Source organism: Streptomyces pseudoechinosporeus (genome assembly GCF_054783935.1).
The window spans coordinates 80,196-103,489 of record NZ_BAAGPS010000059.1 but is presented as its reverse complement, the minus strand read 5'-3'; the positions used below and the strand labels follow the sequence as shown (position 1 = coordinate 103,489).

Below are 23,294 nucleotides of genomic sequence, written 5' to 3'. Positions count from 1 at the left end.
GGAGGGGTCGCGCCGCCTACGACGCGCCGGGCTGTTCGCGGGCCGCGCGGGCCCACTCGCCGAGGACGGGGACGCAGTCCTCGGCGAAGTACTCGTAATCGGCGGCGGTGTTGTAGACGTGGGCGGACAGCCGCAGATAGCCGACACCGCCGAAGCTGGTGAAGGCCGTCTCCACCCCCAGTTCCCGGGCGGCCCGGTCGCGCAGCGCGTCGGCCTCGGCGCGGCTGGCGCCCAGCCCCGCCGGCAGCCGCACCAGCCGCATGCCGGGCACCGGCATGCCCACGTCGACGGCACTGGAGACGCCGGTCAGCTCGGCGAAGGCGGCGCCGACGACGCGCTCGCCGTAGCCGACCAGGTCGTCCATGTACTGGCGGGCCGTCCCCCAGCCCCAGGTGCGCTCGATGAAGTCCAGCGCCGTTGGCGCCGCCAGATAGCCGGTGAGGTCCACCGTGCCCTGCTGGTCGAAGCGGTCGGGATACGGATCGGCGGCGCCCCACGAGTCGATCAGTGGGTAGAGCTGCTCGCGCAACGCTCCGCGAGCGACCAGCGCGGCGGTGCCGCGCGGTGCGCAGCCCCACTTGTGCAGGTTGCCGACCCAGAAATCGCACGTCACACCGTCGAGGGGGGCGGCGATCAGACCGGGGACGTGCGCGCCGTCCACGAGCAGCGGGATGCCGCGCCGCCGGGCCTCCGCGCCTATCCGTTCCACCGGCATCCGGCGTGCGGTCGCCGAGGTGATGTGGTCGAGGACGATGAGATCCGTGGCCTCGCCGATCTCGGCGGCCACGGCCTCGTACGCCTGCTCCTCGTCCGCGTCCAGCGGCACCCGGGCGGTGCGGACCCGGCCGCCCCAGCGGCGTGCCAACCGTTCGGCGCCCATGGTCACAGCCCCGTAGCCGTGATCGGTGACGACGATCTCGCCACCTCGGCGGCGGGAGAGGCCGGCGAAAACGACGCTGACACCGGCACTCGCGTTCGGCACCAGGGCAAGGTCGTCGGGGGCGACCCGCAGGAAGGCGGCGAGCTCGACCCGGGTGGCGGCGATCCGCTGCGGCAGCGCCGGGAACCACACCACCGGGGAGCGGTCCATCTCCGCACGCAGCTGGTTCTGCCACTCCTGCGCCACCGAGGGGACCGCCCCGAACGAGCCATGGTTCAGGTGCTTCATCGCGGGGTCCAGCGACCACGCCCCGGCGGCGGGCCGGCCGTCGGCCAGCAGCAGCGGGCTCGGGGCGGTGGTGACCTCGGTCTCGCTCACATCACTCCATATCTGCCCGGCCTGAGTGCCCGAGACATCAGACAGGGGCTGACCCTTTACCAGATACGTATGATGACTCGGCATCCTGGCATGGCCTTTTCGCGCCTGCAAGGCTCAGGCAGGCGAAAGTCATCAGATGAATCCTGGCCGATACATACAAGACATCTGATGACTCGGTACAGTGCACGAGGGCTTCGGTGATGCCGCCGGTCCGTCAGGGAGGAGTCGAATGTCCGCAGTCGACAAGGCGTTCCACGGCCTACGACACATGATCGCGACGGGACGTCTCGGTGCGGGCGAGCGCATCCCGCCCGAGGCCGAGCTCGGCGAGGAACTCGGCGTCTCGCGGGGATCGTTGCGTGAGGCCGTGCGGATGCTCGCGGCCCTGGGAGTGATCGAGCCGCGGCACGGCTCGGGTACCTACGTCTCCCAGCTCAGGCCGGAGGACGTCATCGGCAGCCTCTCGCTGACCCTCGAACTCCTGCCGCTGCCCGGCCTGTTGGAGGTGTACGAGATCCGGCGGGTCCTGGAGGCTCATGTCGCGGCCAAGGCCGCCGCGCGCCGAACCCCCGAGACCGTGCGGACGCTCTTCTCGCTCATCGAGGCCATGGAGGCCACCGACGACCCCGCCGAGGCCTCGGAGCTCGACCACCGCTTCCACGCGGAGATCGCCCGGGCCGCCGAAAACCCCACCCTGGCCTCCCTGCTCGCGGTCTTCCGCGCCCGCTCCCGCAAGTACCAGGTCTTCACCCTCCCTGAGGGCCCCGAGCTGCGGCGCAAGAGCGACGCGGACCACCGCGTGCTGGCCACCGCGATCGCCGACCGCGACCCTGGCTCCGCCGCGGGCGCGGCCGAGGCCCACGTCACCCAGACGGAGCGGTGGCTGCGGGCCTTCATGCCTCCGGTGGAGGAGGGCGCCCAAGGCCGGGAGAAGAACGACGAGGCTGACGGCGCCCTGAGCTGATGGCACCCGGCCGTCGGCAGGCCGTACCCCGCGGCGCCCGTCACGGGGCGGGCCGGCCGGCCGGCCAGAGGGAATCGACGCGACAACCAACTGTGGTGGCCCGGAGACGAGTTGGCCGCGCGTCCGCCGCGCACGCCCCGCGCCCCGGCTCTTCTTCGCCAAGAGCATCTGCAGGTGGAAACGGGGATGCGCCGGCAGCCACTGCTTGACCGCCGGGGTCTTGTGTGTCGTGTAGTTGTCCCGGTTCAGATGCACCTGAAGGTCCGCGGGGATCTCTTTGTCGAGACTCAGGTCACTAGATCCTGGCCGTCAAACTCCCTCATTCCAAGCAGCTCTCACGCTCTCGGGGCGGCCCTCCGATCCCGTCCCCGGATCGGCCACCCGACGCCAGTGCTCCGCCACGTCCCGGCCGGTCGCGAACCAGACGTCCCCCTGTGCGCGGACGTGGTCCAGCAGTTCCTCGAGCAGCAGGGCGCGGCCCGGCTTGCCGATGGACTGGGGGTCGAGGGCCAGGACCCAGCACAGGCCGTAGTCGCGGTAGGCGTCGAAGGAGTCCTTCCAGTCGTTCAGGACGTCCTGGTAGGCGGCGATGCGGGACTCGGCGGGAGGGAAGGCGACCGGGGCGCCGTTGAAGAGGAAGTAGGGGTGGTCGGCGTACTCCCACTGCCAGGGCAACTCCACGACGGGCGTGGGCCGTCCGGCGGTCCACAGCAGGTGGGGGCGGTCGTCGCCGTGCGTGGACGAGGACCAGCCGAAGCCCAGTTCGTCGAGGAGCGCGGTGTGCCCGTCGCCCATGGGGCCCGGGGCGGCGCGCAGCCCGGTCGGCCTGGCGCCGGTCACCATCGTCAGCAGGTCGGCGGTGCGGGACCAGGTCTCCCGGATGTCCGGGGTGGGCGTTCCGCCGGGGACGGGGGGCGCGGTCGCGGCGATCTCGTGTCCCGCGGCGGCGACTTGGCGGACCGCGTCGGTGTGGCGCAGCGCGGTGTGCTCGGGAACGAATCAGGTGGCTGGGAGCCCGTACGCGTCCAGGAGGCGCGGGACGCCGCGGGTTATGGCGTACGTCTCCAGCGAGAGGGTCTTGGGCCGGTGCCGGGCTGAGAGCCTGTCGGGTGGCCGGTTGATTACGCCGCCATGATCACAGCCTCGGCCCGGTCCCCATCCGACAGGCGCTGAGCAAATTTCGGCCACGTTAGGCTGCGTGGCGTGATCTCCTACCCTGCCCCCGCCTGTTCCTGCTGTGGAGCGCCCTCACCCGACGAGAAGCGGATCGACGCCCGGTTCGGGCTGCCGGATGCCGCACTGGCGGTGTCCGAGGAAGCGCGCCACGAGGTCGGTGTCGGCGCCCTCCTGCGGGTGGACGGCGTCGGCTCCTTCATACGCTGCCTGCTGCCGGTCCGGCTCACCAACGGCATCGAGCTCGTCCTGGGCACCTGGCTGGAGATCGGCGCCTCCGACCTGGAGCACGCCCACACCCTCTGGGAGAAGCCCGGCTACGCGGCCCTCACACTGCGCGGGACGCTGGCCAACGCGATCAACCCGTGGGGGGACGCCCTGCTCGGCGCCGCCGCCACCGTCGAGGTCCGCGACCCCGACGAGATCCCGTACGTCGCCGACAGCGCCCACCCCATGCTCCGGAAGGTCCTGGCCGGCCCCTGGGACCGTCACCAGGTCCTGAGCTGCTTCGGCCATGCCCTGCCTGTGGCCGTCCGTACGGACCTGGACGACCACTGGTCCGTCGAACGGTCCCCCGGGCTGGAGGCGCGCGTCGTCGACGGCGTTTCCCAGTTCGGCGGGCCGGACCGTATCGTGTTCGCCGGCCTCTTCACCGACGACGCCGGCCGCAGCCCCGTGGAATTCCTCGGCTCGCTGCTGGAAACCGCCCCCACCGTCCCGCGCGAACAGCAGCTGACCGAACAGCTGCCCGACGGGATACGGCACGCCTTCTGGCTCACCGAGCCTGAGCGGCACGAGCTGTACGGGTTCACGGTCCACGCCGACGGCACCGCGGCCGGGATCGTCTGCCGGTGGAGGGAGCAGGAGGACCTGGTGTGGGCCCAGCACGTGTGGCGCTCGGCACGCCGAAGCGCACCGGACGAGAGAGAAGACCGGCAGGTGTGAGCCGCCCGCTGCACGGCACGTGGCGGCCTCAGCGCCTGTCGGGTGGCTGGTCATGACGAGCGCGCTGGACGCGACCACCCAGGCGGAGGTGCTGGCCCTGCTGCGCGGCATCCAGGAGGAGCGGCGGCAGGCCGGCAGTGGTCTCGGAACGCTGTTCATCACCCACGATCTGCCGCTCGCCGCCGCCTACTGCGACCGCGTGTACGTGATGTACGCGGGCCGCGTGGTGGAGCACCAGCCCGCCCGTGGCCTGTTCGCCGACCCCCGGCATCCCTACACCCGCGGACTGCTGGACTGCTCGCCCGCGCTGGGCGACGAGCGTGAACTGCGCCCCATCCCCGGCCGCCCGCCGTCACTGTCCGACACCTTCACCGGCTGCCCGTTCGCCCCGCGCTGCCCGCGCGCCGAGGAGGAGTGCGAGAGCTGGACGCCTGTGGCGGTCCCGTTCGGCGACGGCGGCGCATCGGCGGAGAGCGGATCGGCAGCCTGCCGCCGTCTGGAACTCGTAGCGAGGAGCAGCGCATGACCGAGCCCGAACCCGCACTCGTCGTACGGGGCCTGTGCAAGAGCTATCCGCTCCCGGGCGGCGGCCGTACGGCGGCCGTGGACGACGTCTCGTTCTCCGTGGCAGCCGGCGGTTCGCTGGGTGTCGTCGGCGAGTCCGGCTCCGGAAAGACCACGGTGGCCCGGATGCTGGTGGGCCTCGTACGGCCGGACGCGGGAACGATCGCCGTGAACGGCCGGGAGCGGACACCCGGGGAACGCGGCGGCGGAAAGCTGCCCGGGCTGAGTCGGCCGGGCGGGGGCAGGGCGGCACGACTGCGCCGCGCCCGCGAGATCCAGATCGTCTTCCAGGATCCGTATGTCTCCCTGGATCCCCGCCTGACGGCACGTCAGTGCCTGCACGGCGCATTGCGGCTGCACGGCCGGTACGAGGGTGAGGCCGCCGTGACGCGGGTCGGCGAACTGCTCGATCAGGTGGGCCTGGGCAAGCGGGAGGCCGATGCCCGGCCACGTGGACTGTCGGGCGGGCAGCGTCAGCGGCTGGCCATCGCGCGTGCGCTGGCCGTGGATCCCCAGGTGCTGGTTCTGGACGAGGCGGTGGCGGCGCTGGACGTGTCCATCCAGGCGCAGATCCTCCGGCTCCTCGCCGATATCCGCCAGGAGACCGGGGTGGCCCTGGTCTTCGTCAGCCACGACCTGGCCGTCGTACGGCACATCACCGACGACACGCTGGTGATGCGACGCGGCCGCACGGTCGAGACCGGCCCGACGGCCCGCGTCCTGGACGCCCCGGCGGACCCGTACACCCGGCTCCTGCTCTCCTCGGTACCACGCGAGGGCTGGGACCCCGCCCAGACGGTACGGCTGCGCGGCGAACTCGCCGAAGCGTCGCGGGCGGACTGACGTCCCGTCGAATGCATCGAACGCGCCATCAGGGGCGTGGAAGCGGGCGCAGAAGTGGCGCAATCGAACGTTGCGGCTCTGTTGACCGAGGAAGAATCTGGAGGATGCGGGAGCGCTCCCATACCGGAATTCACCATCTCGGAAAGAAGGAGCCCGTGTCTTGTCATGATCGCACCAAGTTAGCCGCCCGGCCTCGGGTGACACTCGCCCTGAGCCTCCTCACCGCGGCCCTGCTCTGCCTCATCCCCTGGAGCGGCACCGCCGCCGCCCACGGCTCCGTCATCGACCCGGCGTCCCGCAACTACGGCTGCTGGGACCGCTGGGGCGACGACTTCCAGAACCCGGACATGGCGCAGGAAGACCCGATGTGCTGGCAGGCCTGGCAGGACGATCCGAACGCCATGTGGAACTGGAACGGCCTGTACCGCAACGGCTCCGCCGGCGACTTCCAGGCAGTCGTCCCCGACGGGCAGCTGTGCAGCGGCGGCCAGACCGAAGGCGGCCGTTACAACTCCCTGGACACCGTGGGCGCCTGGCAGACCACGGACATCGGCAGCGACTTCACCATCGAGCTGTACGACCAGGCCAGCCATGGCGCGGACTACTTCCTGGTCTACGTCACCCGCCAGGGCTTCGACCCCACCACCCAGCCGCTGACCTGGAACGACCTCCAACTGGTCGCCCGGACCGGCGAGTACGCCCCGAGCCAGAACTACTCGATCGACGTGAGCACCTCGGGCCTCACCGGCCGCCACGTCGTCTACACGATCTGGCAGGCCTCGCACATGGACCAGACGTACTTCCTGTGCAGCGACGTGAACTTCCGCTGACACACCGCCGTCCCGCCGGACGCACCGCGTCCGGCGGGACACCCGGCCTGCGCAAGCTTCACCGGACAAGCGCATAAGCTCGGCAGATGGCCAAGTACTTCGACGTGCACCCCGACAACCCCCAGCAGCGCACCATCGGCCAGGTGGCCGAGAGCATCCGCTCAGGTGCCCTGGTCGTCTACCCGACGGACTCCTGTTTCGCGCTGGGCTGCCAGCTGGGCAGCCGTGACGGCATCGACCGGATCCGGTCCATCCGGCAGCTCGACGACCGGCACCACTTCACACTCGTATGCCAGAACTTCGCGCAGCTCGGCCAGTTCGTGCACATCGACAAGGACGTGTTCCGCGCCATCAAGGCCTCCACGCCCGGCAGTTACACCTTCATCCTCCCCGCGACGAAGGACGTGCCGCGCAGGATGCTGCATCCGAAGAAGAAGACGGTCGGAGTCCGCATCCCCGATCACACCGTCGCCCAGGCCCTGCTCGCCGAGCTGGGTGAGCCGCTGCTCTCCAGCACCTTGCTGCTGCCGGACGAGGAGGAGCCCATGACCGTGGGCTGGGAGATCAAGGAGCGCCTCGACCACGTCGTGGACGCGGTGGTCGACTCCGGGGACTGCGGCACCGAGCCGACCACCGTCATCGACTTCTCGGGCGGCGAGGCCGAGATCGTACGCAAGGGAGCGGGCGACACCGCGCGCTTCGAGTGACGCGCCTGACGACGGCCGCGCGGGAGTTCCACGAAGAAGGACGGCACGAGGGATGTACAGGCTTGCGCCTGCCGGAATTGTGATCTTTGTCCGTTTAATATGCGGACGATGAACCCCACAGGCCGTCACAGACCACCGCTCCAGCACGCGTCTTCCCTGCACGACCCCCAACTGCGCAGCGCCGCCCGGCACTTCGGGCGGCGCCGTTTTCTCGACCTCACCGCCGCGGCAGCCGTTCTCGCCTTCGCCACCCATCTGCCGGCCACAGGCGCGGCGGGCGCCGCCGAGCTCGATGCGGCGAGGATCTCCGAGGATCCCTTCACGCTCGGCGTCGCCTCCGGAGACCCGCTGCCCGACTCCGTACTGCTGTGGACCCGGCTCGCGCCCGCTCCGTACGAGCCGGGCGGCGGACTGGCGCAGCAACGGGTCGAAGTCCAGTGGGAGGTGGCCGCCGACGAGTACTTCCACCTGACCGTCCGACGCGGCACCGCCCAGGCCCACCCCGAGTACAACCACACGGTGCACGTCGACGTCGACGGCCTCTTGCCGGGCCGGGAGTACTACTACCGCTTCCGGACCGGCAGCTGGATCAGCGAGACGGGCCGTACCCGCACGGCACCCGCCACCACTGCCGCCGCCTCGGCGCTGACCTTCGCCGCCGTCTCCTGCCAGGCCTACCACGACGGCTACTTCACGGCGCACCGGCATCTGGCCGAGGACGATGTCGACGTGGTCTTCCATCTCGGTGACTATCTGTACGAGTACGCCGTCAACTCCGCGGGCGGGGCCCGCCAGTACACCGACCGTCAGCTGCCCGAGCTGTTCAACCGCGAGGCCAGGACCCTGGAGGAGTACCGGCTGCGGTACGCGCTCTACAAGAGCGACCCGGATCTGCGCGCGGTCCATGCGGCGCATCCCTTCGTCGTCACCTGGGACGACCACGAGACCGAGAACAACTACGCGGACGCCGTCGACGAGGAAGGCAGTCCGCCCGAGGAGTTCCTGCTGCGCCGTGCCGCCGCCTACCGGGCGTACTGGGAGAACCAGCCGCTGCGCGGCGCCCAGTTGCCACAGGGGCCCGATCTCCAGCTCTTCCGCCGGCTCCAGTGGGGCACGCTCGCCCAGTTCGACGTGCTCGACACCCGGCAGTACCGCTCCGACCAGGCGTACGGCGATATGCCGCACGTGCCAGGACCCGAGTCGGACGACCCGGCGCGCACCATCACCGGGGCGACACAGGAGCGCTGGCTGATCGACGGCTGGCATGCCTCGAACGCCCTGTGGAACGTGCTGCCCCAGCAGGTGTGCTTCTCCCAGCGCAAACTCGATCTGAACCCAGCGGCGGTGGTGTCCATGGACACGTGGGACGGCTACCGAGCCTCACGCGAGCGGGTGCTGGCCGGGGCGAAGTCGGCCGGGATCCAGAACCTGATGGTCCTCGCGGGTGACGCCCACGTGGGCTACGCCTTCGACATCAAGGAAGACTTCGACAACCCGGCCTCCAGGACCCTGGGCACGGAGTTCGTCACCACGTCCGTCGCCAGTGGCAGGGACGGCGTGGAAAGGCCCGCCAACTGGGACACGTACACCAGGGCCAATCCGCATCTGCGGTTCTACGACGGGCGGCGCGGCTATGTGCGGATCGAGCTGGGACGTGCGGCGGCGCGGGCCGACTTCCGGACCGTGTCCGCCGTGACCACGCCGGGTGCGCCCATCACAACGGCCGCGTCCTTCGTGACCGAGGCGGGCGATCCGAGACTCGAGCCCGCGTGAAGCCGATGCCAGAGCGTACGGGTGCGGCCCGTAACCCCGTTCCCTGTTCGGCTAAAGAGGCGAGGAGCTGGACATCTTTTGCGCCGGTTGCGGCAAGACCTACGGATTTGATGCCCTTTCACCGTCGAACCCCCGGAGACACCTTGATGGTCCTTCGACCCGTCGGAGCAGGCTGTGCCGCCCTGACCGTGCTCGGCACGCTGGTGCTGACAGGCCGCCCGCGGCCGTGGCGGCCGAGCCCCCCCGTACCGACGACCACGACGTCCGCCGCCGAGACGCTGGGCGCGCACAAGCCGTCGGCCGACGTACTGCGCGCGCTGCGGCGCGATCTGGGCCTGACCGAGACGCAGGCCAAGACGCGGCTGGTGAACGAGGCGGAGGCCGGCACGCGCGCCGGCCGTCTCCAGAACGCTCTGGGCGAGCGCTTCGCGGGCGCCTGGCTGCATGGCGCGACCTCCGCCGACCTCACCGTCGCCACCACCGACGTCGCGGACGTCCCCGTCATCGAGGCCGGCGGCGCCAAAGCCGCGGTCGCCAAGGTCTCGCTGGACGACCTCAGGGCTGCCAAGGTGAAACTGGACGCCGCCGCGGCCCGTACCAAGCCGCTCGACACACCGGTCCGGTACGTCGACATCCGGGCGAACCAGGTGACGGTGCAGGCGACCAGCCGATCCGCCGCGAACGCGCTCGTCAAGGCTGCCGGGGTCGACCGGAAGCTCGTGGGCGTCAAGGTGTCGGCGGACCGTCCGCGTGGCTGTACGACATCCGGGGCGGCGACGCGTTTCACAACATCGAGGAGCAGACCCGGTGCTCCGTCGGGTTCTCCGTCACCATGGACGAGCAGTAGGGCTTCGCCACCGCGGGCCACTGCGGGAGACCGGACGACAGGACCACCGGTTACAACGGGGTCGACCAGGGAAGCTTCCGAGCCTCCACGTTCCCCGGCCGTGACATGGCCTGGGTGCGCGTCAACGACGACTGGACCGCGACCCCCGACGTCAAGGCCGACGGAGGAAGGAACGTCCAGGTCACCGGCTCGGTGCAGGCTCTGGTGGGCGCCGCGATCTGCCGGTCCGGCTCCACCACCGGCTGGCACTGCGGAAGGATCGAGCAGCACGACACCAGCGTCAGCTACGAGGAGGGCACCGTCGACGGCGTGACCGAGACGACGGTGTGCGCCGAGCCGGGCGACTCCGGCGGCTCCTTCGCCTCGGGCACCCAGGCTCAGGGTGTCCTCTCGGGCGGCTCCGGCGACTGCACGCGCGGCGGGACGACCTACTACCAGCCGGTCAACCCGCTGCTCGAGACGTACGGACTCGTCCTCACGACCAGTACGAGCGCCACGGGCACTCCCGGCGGCGTCCCGGCCGAGCCGACGGGTACCTGGGCCGCGGGCCAGGTCTACGGCGTCGGCAGCGAGGTGACCTACGGCGGCGTCACCTACAAGTGCCTTCAGGCGCATCAGGCGCAGACGGCGTGGCCGCCTGCGAGCACTCCGGCTCTGTGGCAACGGATTTAACGAATCCGACGAACCTGACGGCTGATCAGGTTTGTGCGGCGCGAGGTTCCGGTCCTGGGCCTCGCGCCGCGCTGAGCACTCCGCTCGAGTTTCACCCCTGTCGGGTGCCGCGTGCGACGCCCCGGGCCCACAGCACGAGAGGGATCTGCAGCGGCAGGCGGCCGAAGGCCGCGGACCTGAGGGCAGTGGGGCGGTGCCGCCAGTCGAGCGCCATCTGCACATTGGCCGGGAACACCCCGACGAAGAACGCCGCCGTGGCCTGTGCCGCGACGCGTCGTGTGCGGGGATGCGCGAGTCCGGCCGCCAGGGCCAGTTCGGCGGCGCCGCTGGCGTAGGTCCACGTCCGGGGGGTTCCCGGCAGCATGCGGGGGATGGTCGCGTCGTACTGTTTCGGCGCGACGAAATGCGTCACGCCGGCGGTGGCGAGGAGACCGGCGAGCATGAGCGGCGAGCGTCGGGAAGGGGCCATCGTGCCTCCGTAGTCGTGGATACGGCGCAACGCTACGGGAGGGCAGGCGCTGCCGCGCAACGCCTGCGGCGCCAAGTCCCTTGCCCTGTCAGGCGGTTGAGTCCCGACACGGCGTCCCTCCGCCGGCCCCTGGGAGTCGGCGGAGGTCACCGCGGCGCTTGTAGTCCACCGTTGGTTAGGCGACGACGCCGGACTTCGCGATCTTGATCGGCACCCTGGTCGCGCCGGAGCGGGAGCCCTGGGCCTCGACGGCCTTGACGACGTCCATGCCCTCGACGACCTCGCCGAAGACGACGTGCTTGCCGTCCAGCCAGTCCGTGACGATCGTCGTGATGAAGAATTGCGAGCCGTTGGTGTTCGGCCCGGCGTTGGCCATGGACAGCAGTCCCGGCTTGGTGTGCTTCAGCTTGAAGTTCTCGTCGGAGAACGTCTTGCCGTAGATGCTCTTGCCGCCGGTGCCGTCGCCTCGGGTGAAGTCACCGCCCTGGAGCATGAAGTCGGGGATCACCCGGTGGAAGACGGAGCCCTCGTAGCCGAAGCCGTGCTCGCCCGTGGCCAGCTCACGGAAGTTGCGCGCGGTCTCGGGGACCACGTCGTCGTACAGCTTGAAGACGATCCGCCCGGCGGGCTGGTCGTTGATGGTGATGTCGAAGTACACGTTGCTCATGGCTTCATCCTCACATCTTCACCCGCTGCCGCACACCTCGGGCCCCGGTCTCGGGGCCCGAGCGGTGTCGCGTCAGGAAGTGCCGAGGGCTGTGCGCAGGGTGCTGATGGCCTGACCGATGGCGGCGCGGGCGGCATGGGTGTCGGCGAGGGCGTTGAGCATCACGAAGTCGTGGATGATGCCCTGGTAGCGAACCGCGGTGACCGGGACGCCGGCCTTGCGGAGCTTGCCCGCGTAGGCTTCGCCCTCGTCGCGCAGGACGTCGGCCTCGGCGGTGATGACCAACGCCGGGGGCAGGTCGGCGAGTTGCTCGGTGGTGGCGCGCAGCGGGGAGGCGGTGATCTCGGCGCGCTGGGCCTCGTCCGTCGTGTACTGGTCCCAGAACCACTGCATCGCGTCGCGGCGCAGGAAGTAGCCCTCGGCGAACTGCTGGTAGGAGCCGGTGTCGAAGGCGGCGTCGGTGACCGGGTAGAAGAGGACCTGCTGGACGAGGGGCACGTCGCCGCGCTCCTTGGCCATCAAGGTCAGCGCGGCGGCCATGTTGCCGCCCACCGAGTCGCCGGCGACCGCGATGCGGGTGGCGTCGAGGGAGTGGGCGGCGCCGTCGCTGACGATCCACCGGGCGACGGTGTAGTTCTGCTCGATGGCGACGGGGTAGCGGGCCTCGGGCGAGAGGTCGTACTCGGGGAAGACCACCGCGGCGCCGGTGCCGACGGCGAGTTCGCGCACCAGGCGGTCGTGGGTGTGGGCGTTGCCGAAGACCCAGCCGGCGCCGTGGAGGTACACGATCACCGGGAGGACGCCCCCCGCTCCCGCGGGTCGCACGATGCGTACACGGACCTGGCCGGTGGGGCCGCCCGGCACGACGACCCACTCCTCGTCGACGGCGGGCTTGGTGACGTCGCCCGACTGCACCTCGTCGACGGCCTTGCGGCCGTCGGCCGGGCCGAGGTCGAACAGGTACGGCGGGTTCGCGGTCGCCTCGGCGAAGGACAGGGCGGCGGGCTCCAGGACCGGGCGGGGGCCGGCGTTCTCGGTCATGGCGGTCTCCTCGGATCGGATGCCGCGCACGCTCCGGAGGCGGTCTGCGCTGGGGAGCGGCGGCACAACATGAGAGTAGCGCGCCATTTAGTCGTGCACAACTTATTAGTGCTCGATACAATCGAGGGAACGTGAAAGCTAGGGTGGACGTCCTCGTGCAGGGCACAGGACCAGAACAAGGGAGCGAGACCATGACCGCAACCAGGGCAGAACCGAGGCAGGAGGGCTCCCTGCTCCTGGACGACCAGCTCTGCTTCGCCCTCTACGCGGCCTCGCGGGCGGTCACGGCACGCTATCGGCCCCTGCTGGACGAGCTCGGGCTCACCTACCCGCAGTACCTCGTCATGCTCGTGCTGTGGGAACGTGACGCCGGATACGCGGTCTCCGTACGCGACCTGGGGACCGCGCTCCAGCTGGAATCCAGCACCCTCTCTCCCCTCCTGAAGCGCCTGGAGGCGCACGATCTGATCCGCCGCGAGCGCCGTGCGGAGGACGAACGTTCCGTCGCCATTCGTCTCACCGAGACCGGCGTGCGCCTTCGCGAACGGGCCGGCACCGTGCCCGTGGCCATCGGTGACGCCATGGGCCTGACCCGCGAACAGGACGCCATGGCCAAGCAGTTGCTCCGCCTGCTCACCGCGAACGTCTCCGAGGACTGACATCCACAGGGGCATCCTCGCCGGTCCCTCAAATGGCGGCCCCCGGTTGACAGGCAGACGATGGAGTGGAGGCCCGCGAGAGTGCCGGCCGCGGCCAGAGTGGAGGGAAGCACGATGATCGAGGTCAAGACGGTCGAAAAGCCGGATGAGCGGCGCGATTTCCCCAGGGGCCACCTCGAAGCCGTCCACCTCACCGGGCTGGACTTCGCCGTGGCAACCTTCGAGCCCGGCTGGCGCTGGTCCGAGTCCGTGGCTCCGATCGCGGGGACCGAGAGCTGTCAGGTCCACCACAACGGTTATGTCGTCCAGGGACGGCTGCGCGTCCGCATGGACGACGGCGCCGAGAGCGAGGTCGGCCCCGGTGATGTCTTCGTGGTCCCGCCCGGGCATGACGCCTGGGTCGTGGGGGACGAAGCAGTGATCGCGTACGACTTCGCCGGCGGCATGGCCCAGGAGTACGCGAAGGCGGAGGAGGGATAGCCCGCGTCGGTCCCGGATCAGTCACGCGATCAGTTGCGTACGGGTCTGGTCGTCGCGTTGCGCAGGCGGATGCCGCTGAATCCCAGCGTGCTGGTGATCACGGCGTCCCAGAAATCCCAGAGGTTGTCGAGTACCCGCAGCTGGATTCCGGCGTCCCGGTGGAGCTGGAGCAGGTCGCCGACCGGCTCGGGCGGGCCGAGCGGTTCGACGGGCTCGCTCGCCACGAGGGCGTGCGGTACCGGATCGCCGAACGGCCGGAAGGCGGCGGCGGAGAATCGGTAGGCGAACAGCTGGACGTTCAGGAACCGCTCGACCCAGCCGTATTCGATCGCGTGCACGCGCTCGCCGCCGCCCGGACCGAGGATGCGTTCCCGGTCGGACGGCGATGTGCTCGGCACGGTCCAGGCCATGGCGCGCGGGCACTGCCGGGGAAACCAGTAGTCGGGCGCCCGGCCATGGTCGACGGCCCAGACGTAGGCCTCCGTCTGCTGGGCAGTGGCGGCGACGTGCGGGCGGAACTCGGTGATCGTGGAGTCTTCCGAGAAGTGCAGTACCTCTCCAGGTCGTGGACGCATGCACTGGTTTTACCGCAGAGCCACCGCCCAGGGACGGTCGCGCGTCACTCGTTGGGGGCGGCCGCGCTGATGTCGCCCAAGGCGGACTCCGGGTCCCGCTCGATGGCGAGGTCGCCCAGAGCGACGATGCCCACGGGGGTCTTGCCCTCGACGACAGGAAGCCGACGCAGGGAGTGTTCGCGCATCAACTGCACGGCGCGGCCCACCTCGTCGTCAGGGGTGACGGTGACGAGCTCCGGGCTGCACGCGGACTGCACGGTCGTGTCGGCGGGGTTCTTGTCCTCGGCGAGTACACGCACCACGAGGTCCCGGTCGGTGACCAGCCCGCGCAGTTCGTCGCCCTCGGCGACCAGCACCGCGCCGATGTTCTCGTCACGCATCCGGTGCGCGACCTCGCTGACCGCGGTACGCGTGCCCACCGCGACGGGGGCACTCGTCATGATCTCGCGGACTTTCTGAGCCATCGCTGTCCTCCGGTGAACGGGCGGCGACATCCCCAGCCGCCGCTGGACCGACCCAGTACCCGCAGGATCCGCCTCCAAGCACGCTCCCGTGCCCTGTCATCGGCCGGTCGCGTCATCGGACCGGGCGCGCCAGCCGTGCCACCGTCGTACGGAGATGACGATCACCGGCCCGTCGGGGGGCCGCCCACGATACTGGGCGTACTTCTGGCGCAGCAGCTCGACCGCGGCCGCGTACTCGTCGCGCGCGTCCCTTTCCGGAGCGTCCGGCTGTACGACCCGGGCGGTGCCGTCCGCCCGTACCCACCACAGCCGGTCCCAGTCCTCGTCGTACGCGTCCACCAGCAGACAGACCTCCGGGTGGGCGGCGATGTTGTCCAGCCGCTTCACTCGGCCCGGCCGTTTCGGCTTCCAGTCGATGGCGGTGACGATCTCGTCGCCGTGCTGGGCGAACACGAGCGGCACCAGGTGCGGGCGCCCCTCGGCGTCCGAGGTCGCCAGGCGTGCCACCGGGGCCTCGGCGAACCGCCGCCGCGCCTGAGCCTCGTCCATGACCGGCATGAGGAGCCTCCGTCCGGCTTTGTTCGGCTCGGTGTCCGTCCATGGTCGCGCGGGTTCTGGTTCTGGCCGAGCCGGGGGTACGTCCGACGCGGGGACGGGGCGGCCTTACGGTTGGGGTGACGTACCGACCTGAGGAGAAGCACCGCTCGTGCACGACGCACCGATCTACGACCAACTGATCTCCGAACGCGGCGACATTCCGCTCCAGGTCCGCAGCGAAGCCCGCCGGCTCCAGAGCGAACTCGGCTGGATCGCCGACGGGGGACCCTCACCCGTCGGCCGACCACTCGGCTCTCCCACCGCTCCCGCCTCCAACTCCCCTTCCCAGCCGTCCGGTTCGCAGGGGTGGTTCGCCGGACGGGAATGACGGGGACGACGGGGACGCAGCACCCGGGCGCCGGATTCAGACGCGCAGCCACTCCGTCACCACGACCTCCTCGTCGGTCCGCAGCCGTAGGGCGAACGGGCCGGTGAGGAGCAGTTCGCAGAGGAAGCGGCCCATCTCGTCGGCCGTGACCGTGCCGGTTGCCGTCGGCTGCGCGGTGCCCAGGATCTCGATCCGGGCGGGCTGCGGCGGCAGCACCTGGCCCGTCAGCCCCTCGGCGGTCACCTCTATGTCGACGGTGAGATCCCCCGTGCTGAAGGTCAGCATCCTGGGCACGTCCGCACCCCGGACCGGGATGGCGTCGACGAGCGAGTCGAATGTCAACTCGGCGAGCTGTGCGTCCAAATCGCGAAGCGAGTGCAGGGCGTAGGCCTCGACGGCGAGGTGCCGCAGCTCGGCGGGCACCGGGTCCAGGATGGCGGCGGCCTGGCGCAGCTCCTCCTCGAGAGCGTCGTCCTGAGCGGCCTCATCGAAGCTGTCGTTGCCAACGTTGTCGTTCACTGCACCCCCCGGGCGACCAGACGCGCACGCAGCCGCCGCAGGCAGCGCTGACGCAGGGGTCCGATGCTGCCCACGGCGATGCCCAGCGCGCCGGACACCTCCTGGTAGCTGGGCGGCGGGGAGGCCATCAGGACGCGGAGCAACTCCCGGCAGCGGTCGCCCAGTTCCTCGAACTCCTGCCACATCCGGCGAATGCGTTCCGCCTCCGCGGCGGCCTCCTCGGACTCGATCAGCGTCTGCTCGGGCGTACGGTCCTCGCTGATCCCGTCGAGTACCTGGGGATCGTCCGTGGGAGTCAGCCGTCTGGTGCTCTTGATGACCTTCAGGCACTCGTGACGCGCGGTGCTGGCGAGCCAGGACCCGGCCTTGTGCGGTTCGCGGATCCGCCCAAGGTGCTGGGCGAAGCGGAACCAGGCGGTCTGGTACACCTCGTGCGCGTCGGCGTCGGAGAGCCGGTGGGCGCGTACGACCGACCACACCAGCGGGCTCAACCCGTCCACCAGTGCTTTCCAGGCCGCCGCGTCCCCGTCGGCGGCGGACTGGACGAGCGCACCGACAGCATCACGATCCACGGCCCCACCCCTCGTGTACGGCAAGTCATCGTACGCCGCGGAGTGGGGGATTCCGACCGTGATCCGGGACAAGAGCACCGGGCCCGAGCAGGAGGTCATGCCGTCGCGGAGGGCGTGGCGACCGGGACCGGGCTCCAGGTCGGCGGGCGTAGCGCGGGCACGACGGCGCCGCGTACCTCCGCGTGGTCGCGGTTCGCCGACAGCAGCTGCCGCCGGGCGGCCCGGGGGTCGCTCTCCTTGTGCGCCGTCATATGGGCGGCGATCATCGCGGCGGTCACCGGGGTGGCGAACGAGGTTCCGCTCCACTGCGCGAGCCCCTCGAACATCACCTGCTCCGGCTTGGCGGGCGTGGGCTGCTGTTCCTCGCTCAACACGCCGATGTGCTGGGGGTGTTGGCAGGTGCAGGCGTATGCGAAGCCGTGCCGGCAGGCGTCGTACGTGGAGTGCTGGTACAGGTACGGGACGGGGGTGTCGAAGCCGGTGAGCGAACTGGTCAGCCGCTCCCCCGGCGCGTAGATCTTCACCCAGGAGCCGTGGTTGCTGAAGCAGGCGCCGAACTCGCCGTCGCCGCGCAGCGCTCCGACCGACAGCACGGCGTTCTCGTAGCCGGGGACGTCGGCGTAGGCGGCGGGCCAGAAGGGGGTGGCGCTGGCGTTGTTGCCGGCCGCCGCGACCAGGAGCGTACGGGGCTGGTCGCGCAGTTCCTCCATGAAGCGCTCCAGGCCGAGCAGACCGTCGGTGCTGCCGTTCGACGTGCCGGCGGAGAGGCTGATGAGGTCGGGCCAGCCGTTCTGGTCGACGGCCTCGAAGAGCTTGTCGCCGAACTCGGACTCCAGGATGGCGCCGACATCGCCCAGGGTCCCCCGTACGGTGATGTCGGTGTTGGGGGCGACCGCCGCGACGAGGCCCGCGATGAACGTGCCGTGGCCGACGTACTGCTTGAGGAAGCCCTGGTCGTCGGTCTCGGCGAGCGCGCCGTCGCCCTGGACGTGCGCCAGCAGGGGGTACGACCGGTAGTCGTGCATGAGTCCGGTGTCGATCACCAGGACGCCGACGGCGGTCTCCGGGACGTACGCCATTTCCGCCGGCGTCGGGTTGGCGGTGACGGTGGGCTGGGCGGGCACGGGTTCGTCGCCGGGGCAGGCGTTGACCGCGATCGTCACGACGTGGTTGCGGCTCACCAGCCGGCGTTCGGCCCGGCCCTCCGCCTCGCGCATGGCCCGCAGCGCCCCCGCGACGGCGCGGTCGCCCGATCCCGATCGGATGCCTGGTGCCGGGTCGCCCACTTGGATACGGGTGATGCCCGACCGGTTCGTCTCCGGTCCTGCCCTGCGGACGCTGTCCGCGCTGAGGCCCGGGATGTCGGCGGACCGTGCCCGCAGGGTGTCCTCGACGATCCGTGCGTCCTCGCCGTCACGGGCGAGGACGACCCCCTGCTCGTAGAAGAACTCGGCGGAGTCGTCCGGCCCCATCGCCAGGGGGACGTCCGGCATCGCGCGCCGGACCTGGTCGAACTGCTCCTGGAATCGCTGTGGTGCCATGGCGTGTCCCTCCCCTTCGGTCGACGGGTCGTCAATCAGAGCCGGGTGATGGCTGATTGATACAGCAGCCGTGATGACCGATTCGGCGTCATACCTGTCTGCCGTACTGCCCGGAGCCCTACCATCCTTTGGGTGACAGCCGGAAGCGACCCGATTTTCGAGCTGCTCCCGATGGTGTTCGCCCGCCCGGGCGACGCGCTGGCGAGGGCTCAGGCGGTGCTCGACACCGATCCTTCGCCGCTGCACGCCTCTGTCGCCCATCACGTGATCGGTATGTGGCAGCGGGACTTCGGTGATCTGCGGGTCGCGCTGCGGCATCTGCGGCGTGCCCGTGATCTCGCGGCACGGTCGGGTTCGGCCGACCGGGAGGCGGATGTCCTCGGCACGCTCGGGGTGGCGCTGGTCCACGCCGGTCGTACGCGGCAGGGTCTTGCCGCGTTCGAGCGGGGCGTCGCGCGGGGCACGGGGCATACTCGCGCCCGCGTCCTGTACCGGCGGGCGTACGTGTGGTGGGTGTTGGGGCACCATCGTGAGGCGCTGGACGATGTGCGCCGGGCGACGCCCGTGCTGCGGCAGGCGGGCGATGTGATCTGGACGGCGCGCGCCCTGACGTTGCGTGCCACCGTGCATCTGGCGCTGGGCGCGGTGGAGCGGGCGGAGGCCGACTTCACGGCGGCGGAGCGGCTGTGGGACACCACCGGCCAGGAGCACGACAAGGCCGATGTTGTGGAGAGCCGGGCGCTGGCGGCCTTCCGGTCGGGTGACATTCCCGCGGCGTTGCGTCTGTTCGACGAGGCCGAGGAGCGGTACGCGAAGCTCGGCACCCCGGTGTTCGTGTTCTACATCCGGCGTTGCGAGGTCCTGATGGCCGCCGGTCTCGCGCCCGAGGCGCTGGCCGAGGCCGATGCGGCGATCGGTGTGCTCGACCGCATCGGCGGCCAGACGACCCGTAAGGCGGAGCTGCTGCTGGCCGCCGCCCGTGCCGCCCGCCTCGCGGGCGATCCGCACACCGCGATCGCCCGGGCGGCCGATGCCGTACGCCTCTTCGCGGGCCAGCGTCGCGCCTGGTGGGAGACGCACGCCCAACTGGTACTGATCGAGGCCCGGTTGGCGGCCGGGCGTGCCTCGGGGCGGATGGTCGCCGATGCCGCGGCCGTGGCCGAGCGGCTGACGGAATGCGGCTCGCCGGCCGCGCCGGAGGCGTCGCTGCTCGCGGGGCGGATCGCGCTGCGCCTGGGCCGGCGGGCCGATGCCGAGCGGCATCTGGGTGCGGCCGCGCGCAGCCGGCGCAGCGGGCCGCCGCGGGCGCGGATGACGGGTTGGGCCGCGCAGGCGCTGCGGGCCGAGGCGGCCGGTTCCAGCCGGGGCGTACTGGAGGCCTGCCGGCGCGGGCTCGATGTGCTCGACGACCACCGGATGACGCTCGGTGCCTCCGAGTTGCGCGCCCGGGCGACCGCGCAAGGCGCGGAGCTCGCCGCGCTGGCGCAGCGAGCCAGCCTGGTCTCCGGCGGGCCGCGGCGGCTGCTGGTGTGGAGCGAGCGCTGGCGAGCCACGGTGCTCTCGGCTCCGCCGACCCGGCCGCCCGCCGATCCGGCCCTGTCGCGGAATCTCACCGCCTTCCGGGAGATCGCCGCCCGGGCGGAGGCGGCCCGCGTGGACGGGCGGCCGGTGCCGGCGCTGGAGCGTGAACAGCGGCGGCTGGAGCGGGAGATACGGTCCCGGACGCTGCGTATGCGCGGTGCGGTGTCCGGCGACGGGCACCGGTTCGATCCCGGCAGGCTGCTGGAGCGGCTGGGCGAGGGGCAGTTGGTCGAGATCGCCGAGCTGGGCGGCCGGGTTCAGGTGCTGCTCTGCGGCGAGGGCCGCGTACGGCGTTTTGAGGGCGGGCTGCTCGCGGACGCGCTGGCGGAGGCCGAGCATGTGCAGGCCGGGCTGCGGCGGCTGGCCCATCCCGGGGCGGAGGGCAGGCTCCAGGTGCTCGAGGCCGCGGGGCGGCAGCTGGAGGAACTGCTGCTGGGCGCGGCCGTCTCCCACCTGGGCCCGGGTCCGCTCGTGGTGGTGCCGCCGGCCAGGCTGCACCGTGTGCCGTGGGCGCTGTTGCCCTCGCTCCGCGAGCGTGTGGTGAGCGTCTCGCCGTCGGCGAGCAGCTGGCTGCGGGCCGTGGAGACTGAACCGCCGCCGGATGGAGGGCATGTACTGGTCCGCGGTCCTGGCCTTGCGACCGGCGGCGCGGAGGTGCCCGAACTCGCCGACCGCTACGGCGACACGACCGTGCTGGAAGGCGACGAGGCGCGGGTGCCGCGCGTACTGGACTCGCTCGACGGTGCCGTGCTCGCCCATATCGCCGCGCACGGTACGTTCCGCGCGGACAGCCCCCTCTTCTCGTCCCTGCGGATGGCCGACGGCCCGCTCATCGTGCACGACTTCGAACGCCTCAACCGCAGCCCGTACCGCATCATCCTGTCCAGCTGCGACACCGCCCGGCTCGCGTCGGTCGGCGCGGACGAAGTGCTCGGCCTGGTCACGGCCATGCTGCCACTGGGCACGGCGGGCATCGTGGCGAGCAGCGCGCCCGTCAACGACGCCATGGTGGTGCCGCTGATGCTCGCCCTGCACAAGGGCCTGAGCTCCGGCCTCTCCCTGGCCGAGTCCCTGCGCGACGCGCGCGCCGCACTGCCGGGCGATGCGGTGCATCAGGCGACGGGGTGGGCGTTCACGGCGTTCGGGGCGGCCTGAAGCCCCTCCACGGCGCGCGGCGCGCCGAGCACGTGTCACGCCGACCGTGCGGCCGGCATTGCCGCCACCTCCGGGGCGTGCATGAGCGAGGGCAGGGATTCGCGGTCGCCGGCGCCGAGTCGGGTGTAGGCGCTGTAGAGGTGGTTGCCGACCGTGCGGATCGACAAGGTCAGTTGTTCCGCTATCTCGCGGTTGCTCAGGCCGGCGGCGGCGAGGGTGACGATCTGCCGCTGGCGGGCCGTGAGTTCGCCCAGGACCAGGCCGGAGAGTGCCGGAGTGCGGGCTCCCTGGCAGCGCCGGGCCAGGGTGACGGCGCGCGTACGGGACATGCGGGCGGCGCGCGGGTCGTGGTGCGCCGACGCGGCCTGCGCGTGTGCTTCGGCGGCGAAGAGCAGGAAGCCGCGCTGTTCCAGGCGTTCGGCGGCTCGGTCCAGGGCCGGGCCGTCACCGCGGGCGAGGGCGTCCGCGTGCAGGGCCAGCAGGGCCGCGGGTTCACCGGGAAGCCGGGCCAACCGGTCCCCGACCAGGGCGGGTTCGCCGAGGCGCACCGCGTCGTACAGGGCGTAGGCGTCGTCTCCCGTGATCGACTCCAGTGCTCCGGCGGTGTCACCTCGGGCGGCCCTCAGCCAGGTGTCCGCCCGGCCTGGCGACGGATGCGCCCCGAGCGTCTCGCGAGCGGCCGTCGCGTTGCCCAACTGGGCTTGTGCCACGGCCAGTTCGGCACGGCAGCCCAGGTCGTCCGGAGCCGCCCGCATGCCTTCCCGCGCCCACGCCACGGCCTCGCGCAGCTCTCCGCGCAGCCGTGCGTACCGGGCGCGCACCACCGCGTACCCGGCCGGGACCGAGCTGTCCGGGTCCGCGCCCTCCCCGGTCAGCCAGTCCCCGATCGGGGTCGGCACGTCCCGTACATCTGCCTGCTCGACCCGCTGCGTCAACGTGGCGCCCTCCGCGTCGAGGGCCGGGTCGCACCGGGACGGCGTACGGGTCAGGCGCCTGGCCCGCAGTTGTCCGGCTTCGGAGCGGAGCACCGGGCCGTGCAGGGGGTGCGTGAGGCGGACCGCCGAGTGGTCGTCGATGGCCACCAGCCCCTGTGCTTCGAGGAGTTCGAGGATCCGTAGGTCCAGCTCGGCGACATCGAGGGGCAAAGGTTCGCTGAACGCGAGCCGTTCGAGGACCGCCCGTTCGTCGGGGTGGGCTCGGTCGAGGGCCTGCGCGGTCCGTTCGCGCAGGGCCGCGGTCACCGGCACCGGGCCCCGCCAGGCCCACGCGTCGGACACCCGGGTCAGCAGTCCGCGGTCGCGCAGCGCACCGAGCACTGCGCGCAACAGCCGCAGATCCCCCTGGCACAGCCGGTGCAGCCGGTTCACGGTGAGCGGCTCCGCCGCACCGCCGGCGCTCGCTGCCACGAGCTGTGCCAGGTCCTCACGTGGCAGCGGTTCCAGGCACAGGCGCGGCAGCAGCTCTCCGGTCCACAGCCGGGAGATCGCGCCGGGGACCGGCTCGCCGTCCGTCACGACGACGATCAGTCGGGTACGTCCGTGCACGGCCAGTTGGTGGACCAGCGCGGCCGACGCGTCGTCCAGCAGATGCGCGTCATCGACGATCAACAGCCGTACATCCGCGAGCAGTTGGACGGCGCGGTGCAGGGAGACCGGCTCCGGCAGCAGGTGCGCGAACGCGGCGAAGGGCAGCTGCCGGATCCCCGGCGTCCCCGTCACCTTCGCGCAGCCGGTGTCGCGGACGGCCTGAGTGACGAGCCGGGTCTTGCCGCAGCCCGCGGGGCCCGTCACCACGATGCCGTGCCGTCCGGCGGTCAGTGACCTGCGGATCAGGTCCAGTTCGCCTTCGCGTCCGGTGAACGGCCAGGGCAGTTCCAGGGTCTTCGCGTCCCGTTCGTAAGTCATCACGTACAAGAAGAGCCGGGCTACTCATCCCTGATACAGGGTGACTTGAGTACCCCGCGACTCAGGCGCCCGGCAGGCGGCAGGCGGCATCCTGTGCGCAGACCGCAGACCACCTTCCGGCACCCGGGGGAGCGGTCGAGGACGTCGCCTTCATGGGGGAGGGCGA

At 71.3% G+C, this 23,294-nt stretch carries 22 protein-coding genes and 2 pseudogenes; 12 read left to right on the top strand and 12 right to left on the bottom strand.

The genetic code is table 11. From position 1 onward, the window contains the following. Window positions 1-16: 16 nt before the first annotated feature. Window positions 17-1,258: an aminotransferase class V-fold PLP-dependent enzyme gene (locus tag ACYVO6_RS38560; RefSeq protein ID WP_461069691.1), complete on the bottom strand. Its 1,242-nt coding sequence runs from the start codon at window positions 1,256-1,258 to the stop codon at window positions 17-19. A gap of 229 nt (window positions 1,259-1,487) precedes the next feature. Here ACYVO6_RS38560 and ACYVO6_RS38555 point away from each other — a divergent pair, with 229 nt between their 5' ends. Continuing rightward, window positions 1,488-2,222, top strand: a complete 735-nt coding sequence (locus ACYVO6_RS38555; protein ID WP_461069689.1) for a FadR/GntR family transcriptional regulator — start codon at window positions 1,488-1,490, stop codon at window positions 2,220-2,222. A gap of 309 nt (window positions 2,223-2,531) precedes the next feature. Here ACYVO6_RS38555 and ACYVO6_RS38550 read toward each other — a convergent pair whose 3' ends face one another. Next, window positions 2,532-3,065, bottom strand: a complete 534-nt coding sequence (locus ACYVO6_RS38550; RefSeq protein WP_461069687.1) for a polysaccharide deacetylase family protein — start codon at window positions 3,063-3,065, stop codon at window positions 2,532-2,534. Window positions 3,066-3,425: 360 nt separating this feature from the next. Here ACYVO6_RS38550 and ACYVO6_RS38545 point away from each other — a divergent pair, with 360 nt between their 5' ends. The 7 genes and pseudogenes from ACYVO6_RS38545 (at window position 3,426) to ACYVO6_RS38515 (ending at window position 10,576) form a co-directional block, all read left to right on the top strand. Continuing rightward, complete coding sequence (locus tag ACYVO6_RS38545) at window positions 3,426-4,340, top strand: DUF2199 domain-containing protein (RefSeq protein WP_461069685.1); 915 nt, start codon at window positions 3,426-3,428, stop codon at window positions 4,338-4,340. Between the two features lie 55 nt (window positions 4,341-4,395). Continuing rightward, window positions 4,396-4,866: pseudogene (locus ACYVO6_RS38540) on the top strand (oligopeptide/dipeptide ABC transporter ATP-binding protein); the annotation flags it as partial. Then, the gene (locus ACYVO6_RS38535; RefSeq protein ID WP_461069683.1) at window positions 4,863-5,747 is read left to right on the top strand and encodes an ABC transporter ATP-binding protein; all 885 of its coding nucleotides are present in this window, start codon (window positions 4,863-4,865) and stop codon (window positions 5,745-5,747) included. The pseudogene ACYVO6_RS38540 and the gene ACYVO6_RS38535, both read left to right, overlap by 4 nt. A 155-nt stretch (window positions 5,748-5,902) precedes the next feature. Then, a complete protein-coding gene (locus ACYVO6_RS38530; RefSeq protein ID WP_461069681.1) occupies window positions 5,903-6,577 on the top strand; it encodes a lytic polysaccharide monooxygenase auxiliary activity family 9 protein in 675 nt (224 codons plus the stop codon). Window positions 6,578-6,663: 86 nt separating this feature from the next. After that, on the top strand, window positions 6,664-7,284 hold the full coding sequence (locus tag ACYVO6_RS38525; protein ID WP_033319247.1) for an L-threonylcarbamoyladenylate synthase: 621 nt from the start codon (window positions 6,664-6,666) through the stop codon (window positions 7,282-7,284). Between the two features lie 108 nt (window positions 7,285-7,392). After that, window positions 7,393-9,057, top strand: coding sequence for an alkaline phosphatase D family protein (locus tag ACYVO6_RS38520; RefSeq protein WP_461069679.1), 1,665 nt, complete (start codon window positions 7,393-7,395; stop codon window positions 9,055-9,057). Between the two features lie 146 nt (window positions 9,058-9,203). Beyond that, window positions 9,204-10,576, top strand: a pseudogene (locus ACYVO6_RS38515) (carbohydrate-binding protein). Window positions 10,577-10,667: 91 nt separating this feature from the next. Here the strand turns inward: ACYVO6_RS38515 and ACYVO6_RS38510 are convergent. The 3 genes from ACYVO6_RS38510 to ACYVO6_RS38500 all read right to left on the bottom strand — a co-directional run bounded on the left by ACYVO6_RS38510 (window position 10,668) and on the right by ACYVO6_RS38500 (window position 12,753). Next, entirely contained in the window at window positions 10,668-11,045 is a 378-nt protein-coding gene (locus ACYVO6_RS38510) for a DoxX family protein (RefSeq protein ID WP_461069677.1), read from the bottom strand. Window positions 11,046-11,220: 175 nt separating this feature from the next. Beyond that, window positions 11,221-11,712, bottom strand: a complete 492-nt coding sequence (locus ACYVO6_RS38505) for a peptidylprolyl isomerase (protein ID WP_461069675.1) — start codon at window positions 11,710-11,712, stop codon at window positions 11,221-11,223. Between the two features lie 72 nt (window positions 11,713-11,784). Then, on the bottom strand, window positions 11,785-12,753 hold the full coding sequence (locus ACYVO6_RS38500; protein ID WP_461069673.1) for an alpha/beta hydrolase: 969 nt from the start codon (window positions 12,751-12,753) through the stop codon (window positions 11,785-11,787). Window positions 12,754-12,944: 191 nt separating this feature from the next. Here ACYVO6_RS38500 and ACYVO6_RS38495 point away from each other — a divergent pair, with 191 nt between their 5' ends. Together ACYVO6_RS38495 and ACYVO6_RS38490 are read left to right on the top strand one after the other, a co-directional pair. Beyond that, window positions 12,945-13,412: a MarR family winged helix-turn-helix transcriptional regulator gene (locus ACYVO6_RS38495; RefSeq protein ID WP_461069671.1), complete on the top strand. Its 468-nt coding sequence runs from the start codon at window positions 12,945-12,947 to the stop codon at window positions 13,410-13,412. Window positions 13,413-13,526: 114 nt separating this feature from the next. Continuing rightward, window positions 13,527-13,892, top strand: coding sequence for a cupin domain-containing protein (locus ACYVO6_RS38490; protein WP_461069669.1), 366 nt, complete (start codon window positions 13,527-13,529; stop codon window positions 13,890-13,892). A gap of 29 nt (window positions 13,893-13,921) precedes the next feature. On the opposite strand, the gene ACYVO6_RS38485 is transcribed toward ACYVO6_RS38490, so the two are convergent. From ACYVO6_RS38485 to ACYVO6_RS38475, 3 genes are all read right to left on the bottom strand, one after another. Beyond that, a complete protein-coding gene (locus ACYVO6_RS38485) occupies window positions 13,922-14,467 on the bottom strand; it encodes a DUF6886 family protein (protein ID WP_461069667.1) in 546 nt (181 codons plus the stop codon). 44 nt (window positions 14,468-14,511) lie between these two features. After that, a complete protein-coding gene (locus ACYVO6_RS38480; RefSeq protein ID WP_461069665.1) occupies window positions 14,512-14,931 on the bottom strand; it encodes a CBS domain-containing protein in 420 nt (139 codons plus the stop codon). 96 nt (window positions 14,932-15,027) lie between these two features. Then, window positions 15,028-15,489 (bottom strand): TIGR03668 family PPOX class F420-dependent oxidoreductase, encoded by a 462-nt coding sequence (locus tag ACYVO6_RS38475; protein WP_461069663.1) that lies wholly within the window; start codon window positions 15,487-15,489, stop codon window positions 15,028-15,030. A 148-nt stretch (window positions 15,490-15,637) separates the two neighbouring features. Between ACYVO6_RS38475 and ACYVO6_RS38470 the strand changes: the two genes are divergently transcribed. Then, a complete protein-coding gene (locus tag ACYVO6_RS38470; protein WP_461069661.1) occupies window positions 15,638-15,856 on the top strand; it encodes a hypothetical protein in 219 nt (72 codons plus the stop codon). 36 nt (window positions 15,857-15,892) lie between these two features. On the opposite strand, the gene ACYVO6_RS38465 is transcribed toward ACYVO6_RS38470, so the two are convergent. Genes ACYVO6_RS38465 through ACYVO6_RS38455 form a run of 3 tightly spaced genes read right to left on the bottom strand, consistent with a single transcriptional unit; the run spans window position 15,893 to window position 18,488 of the window. Then, complete coding sequence (locus ACYVO6_RS38465) at window positions 15,893-16,375, bottom strand: hypothetical protein (protein WP_461069659.1); 483 nt, start codon at window positions 16,373-16,375, stop codon at window positions 15,893-15,895. Further along, entirely contained in the window at window positions 16,372-17,046 is a 675-nt protein-coding gene (locus tag ACYVO6_RS38460) for an RNA polymerase sigma factor (protein WP_461069657.1), read from the bottom strand. Before ACYVO6_RS38460 ends, ACYVO6_RS38465 begins: the two co-directional genes overlap by 4 nt. After that, entirely contained in the window at window positions 17,043-18,488 is a 1,446-nt protein-coding gene (locus ACYVO6_RS38455; RefSeq protein WP_461069655.1) for a S8/S53 family peptidase, read from the bottom strand. The genes ACYVO6_RS38460 and ACYVO6_RS38455 overlap by 4 nt, the downstream gene beginning before the upstream one ends. A gap of 132 nt (window positions 18,489-18,620) precedes the next feature. On the opposite strand from ACYVO6_RS38455, the gene ACYVO6_RS38450 reads away from it, so the two are divergent. Then, entirely contained in the window at window positions 18,621-21,224 is a 2,604-nt protein-coding gene (locus ACYVO6_RS38450; protein WP_461069653.1) for a CHAT domain-containing protein, read from the top strand. A 35-nt stretch (window positions 21,225-21,259) separates the two neighbouring features. Here the strand turns inward: ACYVO6_RS38450 and ACYVO6_RS38445 are convergent, their stop codons facing one another. Further along, window positions 21,260-23,128, bottom strand: a complete 1,869-nt coding sequence (locus tag ACYVO6_RS38445; RefSeq protein WP_461069651.1) for a LuxR family transcriptional regulator AbsR2 — start codon at window positions 23,126-23,128, stop codon at window positions 21,260-21,262. Window positions 23,129-23,294 lie beyond the last annotated feature (166 nt).

Coding starts and splice junctions, on each gene's coding strand:
- ACYVO6_RS38555 (WP_461069689.1), top strand. CDS start 1,488: ATGTCCGCAGTCGACAAGGCGTTCCACGGCCTACGACACATGATCGCG.
- ACYVO6_RS38550 (WP_461069687.1), bottom strand. CDS start 3,065: ATGGTGACCGGCGCCAGGCCGACCGGGCTGCGCGCCGCCCCGGGCCCC.
- ACYVO6_RS38455 (WP_461069655.1), bottom strand. CDS start 18,488: ATGGCACCACAGCGATTCCAGGAGCAGTTCGACCAGGTCCGGCGCGCG.
- ACYVO6_RS38495 (WP_461069671.1), top strand. CDS start 12,945: ATGACCGCAACCAGGGCAGAACCGAGGCAGGAGGGCTCCCTGCTCCTG.
- ACYVO6_RS38485 (WP_461069667.1), bottom strand. CDS start 14,467: ATGCGTCCACGACCTGGAGAGGTACTGCACTTCTCGGAAGACTCCACG.
- ACYVO6_RS38480 (WP_461069665.1), bottom strand. CDS start 14,931: ATGGCTCAGAAAGTCCGCGAGATCATGACGAGTGCCCCCGTCGCGGTG.
- ACYVO6_RS38460 (WP_461069657.1), bottom strand. CDS start 17,046: ATGACCTCCTGCTCGGGCCCGGTGCTCTTGTCCCGGATCACGGTCGGA.
- ACYVO6_RS38445 (WP_461069651.1), bottom strand. CDS start 23,128: ATGACTTACGAACGGGACGCGAAGACCCTGGAACTGCCCTGGCCGTTC.
- ACYVO6_RS38475 (WP_461069663.1), bottom strand. CDS start 15,489: ATGCCGGTCATGGACGAGGCTCAGGCGCGGCGGCGGTTCGCCGAGGCC.
- ACYVO6_RS38525 (WP_033319247.1), top strand. CDS start 6,664: ATGGCCAAGTACTTCGACGTGCACCCCGACAACCCCCAGCAGCGCACC.
- ACYVO6_RS38500 (WP_461069673.1), bottom strand. CDS start 12,753: ATGACCGAGAACGCCGGCCCCCGCCCGGTCCTGGAGCCCGCCGCCCTG.
- ACYVO6_RS38510 (WP_461069677.1), bottom strand. CDS start 11,045: ATGGCCCCTTCCCGACGCTCGCCGCTCATGCTCGCCGGTCTCCTCGCC.
- ACYVO6_RS38505 (WP_461069675.1), bottom strand. CDS start 11,712: ATGAGCAACGTGTACTTCGACATCACCATCAACGACCAGCCCGCCGGG.
- ACYVO6_RS38490 (WP_461069669.1), top strand. CDS start 13,527: ATGATCGAGGTCAAGACGGTCGAAAAGCCGGATGAGCGGCGCGATTTC.
- ACYVO6_RS38520 (WP_461069679.1), top strand. CDS start 7,393: ATGAACCCCACAGGCCGTCACAGACCACCGCTCCAGCACGCGTCTTCC.
- ACYVO6_RS38535 (WP_461069683.1), top strand. CDS start 4,863: ATGACCGAGCCCGAACCCGCACTCGTCGTACGGGGCCTGTGCAAGAGC.